Genomic DNA, 12160 nt, shown 5'->3' on the forward strand with positions numbered 1-12160 from the left:
GTTTGTGCTCAGATTTTGCACCAAATACAAGATAAGCATTTTGTAAGAATTCCTGCTTCCACTTTCTAACCATATTGGGGTTTAAGTTATGTTGAGCACATATTTCATTCAATTCTTGATTACCTTGAAGAATATTCAGAACAACTTTACTTTTAAATTCTGGTGTATATTGACAGCGTGTCATTAAAAAATCCTCCTAGATTGTTATATATTTACTATAACATGCACGCTTAGATTTTCAAAATATGGTTCAGATTCTGGTATCCATTATAGTCAGTCCTCATGGCTGCCGGTATCCTAATATCGTGTATAGCATTATCTCTGATGTGCCGGCCTTGCATGGCGATAATATAGAACTGCAGTCGAGAGTAACTGTCAGGATACATATCGTCACTAAAGATGGGCGGTATGAAGAAATTTACCGATATGTGAATCGTATAATGCTAAATTTAGGCTTCATGCGCGTTCAGGCTATTGAACAGCGCGAAGATGATTTGAAAGCAAAAATTGTAGATTATAGAACGGGAGTTGATTTTGATGTCTAAACCAAATACAGGAATAACCAATTCGCCATTTATTGGCCTGCAGAATTTCCATATCGCAAAACTGATGGAGGATCCTGCAAATGGCACTGCTACTTATGAGGAAGTTATATCCATTCCTCATGTCAGAGAAATTGGCATTAAGCCACAGAGTGCTATGGCTACTCTTTATGCAGATGACCAGGCGGTAGATACAGCTAATACCACCTCTGAGTATGAGTTGACTATTGGTACAGCCACCTTGCCATTGGAGTACAAGGCATATCTTTTGGGCCATGCCATCGAGAATGGTCAGATGACTGTAACTAAAGATGATGTGGCTCCTTATTTTGCTGTGATGTTTGAATCTAACAAACGTAATGGCAAGAAGCGCTTCTGCAAATTCTATAAGGTTCAGTTTTCTGAGCCAGAGGAAACTTCCCAGACCAAGGGAGATAACATCCAGTACAATACACCGTCCTTGACCGCCAAGGCAATATACCGTACTGCTGACGGTAAGGCTTATAGCCAGGCGGATGAGGAAGCTGTAGGTTTTACCGAAGAAACTAAAACTGCCTGGTATGGGGAGGTGTAATGTATGGATAAACCGACAATCGTAATTAATGGAGTCAGGGTTGAACCAGCCAATCCGAAGATGAAGGTATGGCGAGAATTTCAGCGAAGCATTGAAAATGACCTTTATAACAAGCGTCTTGATGAGTTTCTGCAGGAGCATATTCGCCTTATCATCATCGCATTTGGTAAACCAGATGTAGTGAATGAAGATAGCATCGATGAGAATTTAGAGATTTCGGAGGTTGTACCTCTTTTCAGGAAGCTCTTTATCTGGCTTCAAGCAGTCATTTTTGAGCGAACTGTGAAGTTCCCAAACGAGGAGAGGGAGAAGGAGTAAATCTTTCTCCCTATGAGCACATTTTAAATCTCTACGAACGGCTGCAGTCAGCTTACGGCTGGACCATAAAAGAGATTGATGAGACTGAACTAGAAATCATACTTGACCAGTTAGTCGTTATGGCCAAGAAGGATATGAAGCCTGTATATATCGAGGATGTGATGGGATAATGGCAAAAAAAGGCCAGGAAATTGAAGCACTGTATATAAGCCTGGGGCTTAATATTGAGGATTTAAAGCTGGGCTTTGATACAGCGGGCAAGACTGTAAGCCAGTCCCTCAAAAAGCTCAATCAGGAAAATAAAAAAATTCAAATAAAGACGGATGTCGACCTGGCAAAGCTGCAGGCGGCAGGATCTGAGCTTGATAAAATAAAGGTCCGCTATGAGAGTATTAATAGACAGCTAGACATCCAAAAGCAAAAGGAAGCCATTCTTCAGGCTCAGCTGCAAAGCTACACGAAAAACTATGGTAAAGACCATGATTTGACAGCTAGAGCTGAAATGGCACTGCTCTCTCAGCAAAAGGTAGTAGCTGGCCTACAGAATAGACTAGGGGCTGTTGGCGTTGAGATGGATAAGCTCGCACCAAAGACTACGCAGAGTTTCGGCAGAATGTCTAGGGCAGCAAATGAGGCCAGAGGCGCTGTAGGAAAGCTGGGAGAAGGTTATGCTTTTCTAAGCAGTAAATTGGCCACTGTTCTAGCCATAGCTGCGACTGGTGCGGGCCTTTTTAATCTTACCAAGGCTGCCATGGAAGGGGGCGAGGCAACCTATCGACTTACACAAAGGCTCCATATGACTGCGGCCGAAGCAGGACAATTGAAGCGAGTATTTTCTTTGGCTGGTGGAGATATAAACGCTGTCACGCCGTTTATTGCCAAGCTCGATAAGCAGCTGATGTCTGCCGGAGAAAAGGGTAATGCCACTAGTAAAGCCCTTGATAAATTTGGTATAAGCCTGATGGATGCTCAGGGAAATCTCCTGGGAATAAATGACCAGCTTGCCAGATTATCTGAAGGTTACAAAACTGCTCAGATGGCAGGTGAGGAAGAAGCATTTACGGCAGAAGTCCTCGGCGCTAAAGGCGCAGCGCTCATTCCAATCCTGGAGCAGTATACAGACCTTCTTGAAATTTCTAAAGGAATCAAAACCACTGGATTACTTAACCCGGAAGATGCCCATAAGACATATCTTGAATGGCAGAAAATGCAGATGGAAATGGGCCAGCTAAAATCCGCTATGGGTGCTGCCCTTCTTCCTCTTGCCAAAGAGATGATGCCAAGTGTGGCAGAAGGTCTTGAGACACTTGTCGGCCTTGTAAAAGACAACAAGGAAGGCATCCTTCTCCTCACTGATGCCCTTGTTGGTATGATTAAGACTGCCAAGGAAGGTGTCGACTCTCTGACGGATGTTTTCGATGCGGTTGGCCTTAACGCAGAGAATATAAAAGAGATTAGGGAATTCATCAATGAGTCGCAGAAAATTCCTGAAGGCAGTATGCTCGATAAACTTGGTTTCAATGATACTCCTAAAAGTCTTGTGGAGCAATTTTGGGATAATAGGCGAAAAGAGCGTGAGGAGAAAAAGGCTGCTACCGCTCAGAAAAAAGAAAAGGATAAAGCTGAAGCAGATGCAAAGGAAAAAGAAGCTGCTGCCCAGCGCGCTGCCAAGGAAGCAGAGCTTCAGGCTCAGAAAACAGCTGAAGCAAACAAGGAATTAGAGGAGAGCATGTATTCTTTTTATCATACAGACCTGGAAACTTCGCTTCATAACATTGATGTTTCAATGGAGAAGTTTAAGGAGAAGGGTGCCAGTGAAGTAGAAATCGAGAGAGCAACGCAGGCTCAGAAGGCTAAAATTATAAAAGAGTTCAATGAGCAGGTAGCGCAGAGCATTGACTCCATATGGAAAACTGAGTATGAGAATCGTTTAGATAACATCGAACGAGAGAAGGAAGCATGGCGACAAAAAGGCCTAGATGAAGTAAAAGCTACTCGATGGGCGGAAGAACAGAAGCGTCAGTTGCAGCAAGATACTGCTCTCCATATGTTCAAAGAGAACTATAAGTACCTTAAGTTATACAGGAAAGAAATGGCATCTGGGTATGGTGATGAGAATGAGAAGCAGCAAAGAGCCATGTCTGCAATTGCTAATCAGATGAGAAAAGACGCAGGACTTCCTGACAATGCTTGGACTACGCCAGGAGAGATTGCGGGTTTTCAGCAGATAATGAAACAGGCCAAGAAGAATATGATTCCCATCTATGATGTGGCTCCAACTAACTTTATCTATCGAGGAACTGAAGCAACTCTGCTATATTCTCCTGAGTATGAGAAAGGCATGCGTAATATGGGCGGGGCTATCTCGGAGAACATTCAACCTGCAATACAGAACCAGGAGGTTAATTACAACCTTAATGTAAGTGTTACGGGCCTAGAGGATGTTGGCAATGAGGTAGCTCAGACAGCTGCAAAGAAAATCCTGGAGCGTATGCCAAATGCAGATAAGTATGGTATTTCTTACGGAAGGTGATAATCATGAAAATACATATCGGTGATGCAGTATCGCTCTCAAGGGCTACCAATTTTAAGCTAAAGCCAGACGACAGGCAGAGCATTATTGAAACAGATCAGGGAAATATCATCCAGGATTATGGGCATGTGGAGAGTGGGGATAAGATGAGTTTCTCGGCGGTATTTCACAAAAGTGAGTTCTTGAAGGTTTGGGGATATTTTCATAAAAGGGAGCTTGTGACGTTTATCGACCAGTCAGGAGTAACATGGCATGGTATGCGCGTCTGTGTTATTTCTTACGGCTACAATGATAGATTCCCTGAATACATAGATTGTGAACTGGAATTATGGAGAATTTAAAATGAGTACATATCTTTCTTTATATATGGATAATCCAACTCAGGGGCAGAAGGACGGCACTCTGGTATCAGAGAACATGATACAAACTTCGCCTTTATCAGTGACGCTTAACGCTACTGAAAATGAGAGTAAGTCTATTAAGGTAGCCCTTCGTTGCGAAGATGGATACAGGACAAATGGTGCTACGGTTGTTGGCTTTAAATATTGGGATGGTTCAGTTTACCAGGATGAAGGTGGCAACGTGTCCAAGTGGAAGGTGGCAAAATACACTGGTGAAACCGAACCTACAACCTGGGCAGATTCACTGGTTATCGAGGATATTATCTGCGCCGAAAACTACTGCTTCTGGGTAAAAGCATCAGCGTCAAGTGATGAAAAACCACAGACAGATAGGACAGTAGGCATACACATTGAAGGCATTGTAGAAGCGGATGAGACAGCATCTGATGATGGCGGCAGTATTACTGTGATGTAACTATGTAGGAGGCTGATGATAAATGAAAAAGGTCAATGTTGGTCTTTATAGCTTGTTGAGCAACGGAAATGCATCACTGCAGACTACAGCCAACACAGGAAAATATGCTATGTCCAATGTACAAATCAAATTTGTTAATGAAAACTTACCAAATGTTACTCTGAGAGATTCCTCTGGTGCTAGAGTGGAAAATAGATTTGATGAGATAACAGAAATCTGGTTTTCATTTGATTTTATAGTGTCGGCTGGCTCAACCCAGCCTTTCTTCATATCCTTTGGTGATAAGCTGCCGATGGTAAAGCTGACTCATAATATTAACAGCCTGACTGGTGCAGTAAGACTTAACGGAAATATTATCTACATGAGTGAAACAAGCTATGCCATAGATGATAACGGCTGGGCTAATGTAGAGGTACACTACAGGACTGGTGCAGATGGCAGGGTAGATGTATGGGTAAATCACAAGCTGGCTTTTTCCTATTCACATTCTACAAACTTTGGTACTGCTGCATTTAATTATGCCAGAATCCATCATGAAACAGGTTCTCAATGCGTGGTACTATCACATTTTATTGTATCTGATGAGGGCCGTATTGGTTTTGAGAAATTTTACAAGCTAAACATAGAACCATCTACAGAGCAGACTATAGGTGTAGGTGGTAAGGCCGAATATACTATCAGCGGATTGACTGCCGAAGAACTGAGTGGTATGGAAATAACTGGAGTGGGTGTATGCCTGCAGCCTACATCAAAAGATGCTGATATAAGTAAACTGTCACTGCGTCTTAATGGTCATAATCTCGGCACTGCTGATGTATCGGCTTCTGGCAATGACTATACGTTTAATTATGCTGCCACCAAAAGCGGAGACTTGAAATGGATTAAGGATGATATTGAGGGGAAGATTATAACAGTAACTGCAGGTGAGTGATATGTCTATGAATGTAAATGTGGGAGCATATATTACGGAAAAACTGCATAATGGAGCGGTCCTTAAAGGTGCTGAGACATATATTACTTATAAACCCCACAGCGGTGTGAGTTTAAATGATGTCAAAGGATATGCCATATTAAAGTCTGAGGTAGACAATACTATACCTGCTGGTGTTGGTATTCGTGTACCTGGAGTAGCTGTGATAGGCTATCCTCATAGTGGAGTAAATATACATTCCGTCCAAGCTTATATTCTCTGCAGGCCATATAACGGTGAAAGTTTCACTATGGTAAAAGATACTGTCCGCAGAATACCTACTCAATCAGGTGATATAAAAGCTGACCTTGTACGTAGGATTATGTGCAGTGATGAAGTGTCTGCTGATTTGGCTAGAGCAGAAAAAAGAAGTATTTCACTGTTTGCCGACACGCAGTCTGTTTACGAGCATCATATAAAATTTAAAGAGTTCAGCTTTCTGGTGGATACTGATGTAAAAAATATTCTACCACATGACATACTTACGGACAGTTCAAGAGAAATTATTGCAGGTCAGGATATTTTTGCAGACACAGCAGCCGAGATTACCTGCTATGACGTTGGCATTGGTACTGGTTTTACAGATTTAGGCAATGAGAAATGGGTTTATTACAATCCATCAGATTCGTCACTATTTGCTGAGTGTACGGACTATACTATAAGTCAGGATTCAACTCATAGCTACTCAGGCAGAGCAATAAAGGCGGCGTCTTTTAAGGTTCCTAAGTTTCCTGTAAGTGAGAAAAATCAGGCGGTGCTGAAAAGTAAAAAGCTGGAGCTTGTTGAGGTGGAAGATATATGGGTGGCATTCGATTTTTATGTCCCAAGCGGAGTCTCTGTCAGCAAAGGTCTAACCTTTTATTTTTCAGGGCACAGCAGAACCGATGAAGCTTACTCCTGGAGCGAAACAAGTAACACCTTGCATTATTGGAATAAATACTCCAGTAACAACATGATTACCTTCTGGTATGACCAGAGCCCGTACTATACGCCATCACCAGCAGGTAATACCATAACAAGAGTTGTTATTCATCAGAAAACAGGCCCTAATGCCTTGTTTGAGGTATATCTTGATGGCAAAGCGAAAATTATCTGTCAGGAAGATTATGAGGGCTACCATAATATTGTGCCTGAAAGATTTTATGTATATAACGAGCAACTGGAAAATGATTTCTATATCTCAGAGCTGTACATTACCAACGATTACAATACGGCATTGAAGCTTGGCATAAACAGTATGTATTCGTTCTCTCATTTTGACCTGGCAAGAAGCCTTTTTAGAACTGAGGAAATATTTACAGACACGTTGCGGAAGACAAAGGATAATTATCTTGAGCAGGTTATTTTGGATGTAGATACCAAACGAAAAACTCAAAATAATTTTGTGATGATTCCAGATGCAGAGCGCAGGATAAAACCAGGAGTACAGTTCGATGGGGACATCAGCATAAGGCTTGTTATTGTACCATTTGTTGATTTTGTGGCAGATGTTCAAAGGGATGTGAAACTTAAGTCTGTATCCGTTAGTGACACCATCAGGCGTATGCCATTTGATACAAATTTCTATCTGCCAAATAATAGAGATGAGGTTTCAGATCCATTCACTCATCCGCCATGTAAAGAGAAAAACGGCATGGTCAGCATGACTATTGTCTTAAACGAGCTGAGCTTGTCGGATACCTTTGAACTTGAAACCACCCAGCCAATAGATGTCCTGGATGAGATTAGCGGGCAGATTATAGACTTCAAGTATAGCTATGCCATTTCTGAAATCAACTATACAGGTTTGAGTATCTCAGCAAGTGGCATGTATGACGTTGATAGAATCCTTTATACGCCGATGACTTACAGCACATCGACTCTTTTGCGAAATGTTAGCTACCATGCTGGTAAGATTGCATCAGCATTTGGTAAAAGACTTAATTTCAGAATGCGTGATTTTAAGCATTCATCTAGCTGGGTTGGTGGTGGTCAGACGTATGACAGCATCATAAGCTCACTCTTCGGTTGGAGTTCCAGTATTCCTCACAAGCAGATAAATGTCTTTATGCGTGCCGCGGATAACTCTTTAAATGTTATTCAACGCGGATATGAAACATCTGTCATAGATATTACAGAGTGGCATTACACGAGGCCAAAATATCAGCGTGAAATCGTAAGAACAATGTGGAGTGCTAAATCCAGGTCAAGCTACAGCCATAAAGCACATTCAGTAAATGTCATGCCGGTACCATTTTCTGGAACCATTTCCTTTGGCGATGCTACATGCTCATACTCAAATGGATATTTAATCAGTGAGATCTCAAACGGCAATATAACATCTTATTCCTATGAAGGAACTCAGGATACGGGTGTATATCTTTCCAGTAAGACAACGAAGCATGCAGATGGCAGTATAACAGAGGTTAATTATAATTATGGCTTTGGCTCTGGACCCAAGATTCTCGGTTCCGAGGTCGAAATAACCACTGATGTACATGGAAGTCAGACTGTACGAAAAACCATTCATGCTCCTCTTGGCAGCGGTTTCTATGGTACATCGGTATATGTTGATGATGAATATCAAGGCAGCAGCATTTCAACAGGTTCTCCTGCGGCAGTGGCTTCTCAGTATCTCTTGAATCAGGAGAGTATTACCATGGGCGGAGCTAATTATGGTGATGTTAAGAATAATAACAGTTCTTATAATTTTATCGATGATGCAGGCTTCCCTGTTGAAGATGACGGTTATCTAAAGGAACTGACGAATGAGCTTAAATGGCTTAATCGAAGGATAAAGGAAACTGTAAGTATGGATGTGTATCTAGCGGATCATGTCGTAGATTTTACGGAACGTGTGAGATTTAGAGGCAGTGAATACTATCTGCAGTCGAACACTATAAGTCAGACAACTAGAGAGTTAAAGCAGAGCATAACGCTTGTGAGGTGGTATTAGTGGATAATATAGGGAAACTTTCTGAAGCGGTTAAGCTGATTTACAAAAAGGCAGAAGAAGCACAGAATCCTTCTGATGTGGGAGCAAAACTCGGTATCATGAATAGCGCTACAAGTGTTACCATCAGTGGCCAGAGCTATTACGCAATATCTGTATGCAGCTCTCATCTCATGGGTGGTGTACGCGTGTGGTGCCAGCTGGCGGATAATTACAGAGCTGTAGTAATAGGATTGGCGTGATAATATGTATCAGACAGAAATAATAAATACGGATGGGAGAACCGCTATGGACAGCCGAGGCTCTACGCTCTTTATTGCAGGTAATGCTCCGGTAGTTCCCGGCAAGATGGTCTGGACTGATGGCAAAATTATTTACGGAAGTATTCCAACTGGCGGTGAGGCCTATATTCCTGTTAGTGATGAAAGTGGGTATCTATGGCTGGCTGATGGGGGCAATATTTGTAAAATTGATGCCCTGGCAGAAGAACAGGTTAATCCAGTGACAGAGAGCAGGGCCAGATACATTGTCGGGAGTGATGGTGGTGCACTTTTTATGTATTATGACAAGGCATGGCATTATGGCGAAAATACCTATCCACATGCTGATAGCGATTTAGAGATAATGGATGCCTGTGTCATACATAATAAGGACAATATTGCCATCCTGGATATTACAGCTGATTACTACTTGGAGGCGGGAAACTATGGTGAACATGTTGAAACCTATACTACTTGGGCTGGTAATAACTGGGACGGTATAGAGGGAGGCATCAGTATGAAAAATGCCAAAACAACGTATACAATCATTGGTGATTCATACTCATATATGGCTCATATACCAGCCTGGTTGGGAGTGAAAGAGCATGATGAAGAAATAAAACTTGATGTGTATCCTGTTATAGCGACAGTAACATTTAATGCAGCAAAGGACCAGGAAAGTCATTATGGCTGTATCAATCTTTATAAGAATGGAAAAAAATCGTGTCCTTCTCATTAGCTAAAATTGCTGGGGAATGTAAGGCGAAGGCCGTAAAGGTGTTGGGAGAAAAGATATCGGCAAAGGTATATTATCATAGGACGACCAATGTGAATATTTCAGCTATGGCCTGTCATCCTGATGGAACATGGCAGGCTACTGTTTCAGCTGCATCTTGCTGGCGTATGTATGCTCATACCGTAGAAGAAATAGATGGCAGGATTCCATTTGAGGGCAGTCTGTCAATGGGCTTTCTATTAAAAGGCACTCTAGGTGGGTATTCAATGGATAAAATCAGCGAGGATGCGGCAGTATGGGTGTCCCCAGATGTAGGCAGGATTGCTACTGATTATGTAGTGGTAGGGCAGGCTGATTCAAATACAACATATGATTCAAAACTAGAAGTTGAGACGTATGCAGATGAGTTTGAGATCGTAAAATACCAGACAGACCATCTTACTAGTCTGCATTACTATTGGAATAGTGTCTTATCCATACATGGTAAGGTAACCTATAAGCTCTGGTTTCATAATTCAGATAGATACACATTCAATTTTGTTCCAAAGACCTATCTAGAACTAATCTCGTATAGAGAGGATTCGATTGTATGGATGCTGGATAAATACAGCGTCAACATTAATCTTGATAGCAACAGGATATTCATAAAAAACACAACAGTGCACTTTGACAAAATTAAATTTATCGTTGACTGTGTCGAGGTCGAGGGGGGATGGCTTGTCATGGATCATGTCGATATTTACTATTTTTCGAGAAGCGGGAGTATGCAGAGACTTTGCAGGGCCTGGTCTTTTCGTACTTTTAGGATAAGAAATATTAAGAAGCTGCGCAGTTTAAAAAAGCTGTGCATGAGAGGAGGGAATTAAGATGTTTTTATGGACAGCAACAGAACTAAAAACGGGAGGTGTATTTGGGTTGGTGTGGGGAATAATGGACTGGCTTCTTGGAGGTATTGATGCTCCGGTGTTATCCTTGGCTGTACTCATGGTGGTGGATTTCGTCACTGGAGTGGCGGTAGCCTATCGGGGCAGAATGCTCAGCTCCAGGATTGGTAGCCATGGAGTGATGAAGAAGGTCGGGATACTTTTATGTATCGTTGTGGCGGTCATGCTTGATAATGTTATGGGGACGATGTTTTTTAGGGGCATGGTCATTACAGGTTTTGCAATCATTGAGGCTATGAGCCTCGTAGAAAATGTCGATAAACTTGGGTATGGTGATATCATCCCAGATTTTTTGAGAGTTCATTTGGCTAGGATTGCCAGTGAAAAGCACATAAAGGAGGACAAGTAATTATGAAGGTATTTATTAATCCTGGTCACGCACCAGGGGGGAATCCAGATCCTGGTGCCTGCAATGTATATACAGGTCTTAGGGAGTGTGATGTAGCAGCAGAGGTAGGAAGACTTACAGCCCATTACCTTAACGCTGTGGGCATTGAAACAGAAATCCTGCAGAGTGATAGTCTTTATGAGGTCTGCCGGAAAGCCAATGCTTCTGAAGCAGACCTTTTTATTTCCATTCATTGCAACAGCGCAGCAAATTCCGCTGCCAATGGCACGGAAACATGGTACTGCCATGGCTCTAAGAACGGAGCTAATCTTGCCAAGTACATCAATGGGCAGATATTGTGGACTTTTGATACAGCAGATAGGGGCATTAAAGAAGCCCGTCCTGGTGTCAATGGACTCTATGTCTTGACGAATACAAATATGCCGGCTGTATTGGTAGAGCTGGCATTCATTTCCAATGAGGACGATGAGAAGCTGCTACGGAATAATCAGGATGACTTTGCCAGAGCCATTGCCCGCGGAGTGACTGATTATCTTTGAGGAGGGAGCCATGAATGTTAAAAAGATATTGGTGGCTGTTATTGCTTGTCTTGTTATCGGTGCCGCAGCTGTCCTTTGCTTCAGAGGCTGCGGAGCCGATGTATGCGGTGACGGAGAGCGAACTGACGAGGTTAGAACAGAACTTGATGGAGCTATCCGAAATCAGCAGCAAGCAATCAGTGACCTTAGAGATGCAGAAGGAACAGGTGATGGAATCGGACAGGCAGTTACAGCAGGCCGAGGAGAAGTACAGTCTGCTATCCAATCAAATGAAGAGCTTGGAACAGGAAATGTTAGAACAGCAGAACTCATTGGAGAATGCCAGGATATACTTCGAAGAATTCGCCAAAGAGGAACAATTGAAGAGAGATAAGCTGAAGCGTGAAAAGACAGCAGCCTGGATTATTGCCGGTGTGCTGTGTGCGCTGGTGACTAAATAGTAATAAGCCTGCTTGGAAGAAAAAATCTTCTGAGCAGGCTTATTTTGATTTATGGGGACATATTAAGTCTGTGGGGAAAAATAATATATTTTTAGAATTTAAAGATCAACAATGTTTTTTGGGGCTGATAATAGGGGTGTGTCAAGAACTTTGTGTAAAAAAGTTTAGTAGATTACATCATAGTGCTTCATGAGTTTCGCCATACGT

General features: G+C 42.2%; 14 protein-coding genes. 13 read left to right on the forward strand and 1 reads right to left on the reverse strand.

The features are described 5' to 3' along the window. Positions 1-184: transposase (locus tag I6E26_RS10170; RefSeq protein ID WP_235321753.1), on the reverse strand; the 184-nt coding region annotated here is incomplete at its 3' end. A gap of 353 nt (positions 185-537) precedes the next feature. Between I6E26_RS10170 and I6E26_RS10175 the strand changes: the two genes are divergently transcribed. The 13 genes from I6E26_RS10175 to I6E26_RS10235 all read left to right on the forward strand — a co-directional run bounded on the left by I6E26_RS10175 (position 538) and on the right by I6E26_RS10235 (position 11953). Beyond that, entirely contained in the window at positions 538-1116 is a 579-nt protein-coding gene (locus I6E26_RS10175) for a major tail protein (RefSeq protein ID WP_235321754.1), read from the forward strand. Positions 1117-1119: 3 nt separating this feature from the next. Then, positions 1120-1434 (forward strand): hypothetical protein, encoded by a 315-nt coding sequence (locus I6E26_RS10180; RefSeq protein ID WP_235321755.1) that lies wholly within the window; start codon positions 1120-1122, stop codon positions 1432-1434. Between the two features lie 169 nt (positions 1435-1603). After that, positions 1604-3967 carry a hypothetical protein gene (locus I6E26_RS10185; protein WP_235321756.1) on the forward strand — a complete coding sequence of 788 codons (2364 nt, stop codon included), beginning with the start codon at positions 1604-1606 and terminating at the stop codon, positions 3965-3967. A gap of 5 nt (positions 3968-3972) precedes the next feature. Further along, on the forward strand, positions 3973-4308 hold the full coding sequence (locus I6E26_RS10190) for a phosphoribosylformylglycinamidine cyclo-ligase (protein ID WP_235321757.1): 336 nt from the start codon (positions 3973-3975) through the stop codon (positions 4306-4308). Position 4309: 1 nt separating this feature from the next. Then, the gene (locus I6E26_RS10195; protein ID WP_235321758.1) at positions 4310-4783 is read left to right on the forward strand and encodes a hypothetical protein; all 474 of its coding nucleotides are present in this window, start codon (positions 4310-4312) and stop codon (positions 4781-4783) included. Positions 4784-4805: 22 nt separating this feature from the next. Then, complete coding sequence (locus tag I6E26_RS10200; protein ID WP_235321759.1) at positions 4806-5714, forward strand: hypothetical protein; 909 nt, start codon at positions 4806-4808, stop codon at positions 5712-5714. A 1-nt stretch (position 5715) separates the two neighbouring features. Further along, entirely contained in the window at positions 5716-8688 is a 2973-nt protein-coding gene (locus I6E26_RS10205) for a hypothetical protein (protein WP_235321760.1), read from the forward strand. Next, positions 8688-8927: a hypothetical protein gene (locus tag I6E26_RS10210; RefSeq protein ID WP_235321761.1), complete on the forward strand. Its 240-nt coding sequence runs from the start codon at positions 8688-8690 to the stop codon at positions 8925-8927. Before I6E26_RS10205 ends, I6E26_RS10210 begins: the two co-directional genes overlap by 1 nt. 4 nt (positions 8928-8931) lie before the next feature. Next, on the forward strand, positions 8932-9684 hold the full coding sequence (locus tag I6E26_RS10215) for a hypothetical protein (RefSeq protein WP_235321762.1): 753 nt from the start codon (positions 8932-8934) through the stop codon (positions 9682-9684). Positions 9685-9722: 38 nt separating this feature from the next. Then, the gene (locus tag I6E26_RS10220) at positions 9723-10547 is read left to right on the forward strand and encodes a hypothetical protein (protein ID WP_235321763.1); all 825 of its coding nucleotides are present in this window, start codon (positions 9723-9725) and stop codon (positions 10545-10547) included. Position 10548: 1 nt separating this feature from the next. Continuing rightward, positions 10549-10974, forward strand: coding sequence for a phage holin family protein (locus tag I6E26_RS10225; RefSeq protein WP_235321764.1), 426 nt, complete (start codon positions 10549-10551; stop codon positions 10972-10974). 2 nt (positions 10975-10976) lie between these two features. Then, complete coding sequence (locus I6E26_RS10230) at positions 10977-11513, forward strand: N-acetylmuramoyl-L-alanine amidase family protein (protein ID WP_235321765.1); 537 nt, start codon at positions 10977-10979, stop codon at positions 11511-11513. Between the two features lie 14 nt (positions 11514-11527). Next, entirely contained in the window at positions 11528-11953 is a 426-nt protein-coding gene (locus I6E26_RS10235) for a hypothetical protein (protein WP_235321766.1), read from the forward strand. Positions 11954-12160 lie beyond the last annotated feature (207 nt).

Origin of the sequence: Anaerovibrio lipolyticus (assembly GCF_021531495.1) — a bacterium.
GTDB lineage: Bacteria > Bacillota > Negativicutes > Selenomonadales > Selenomonadaceae > Anaerovibrio.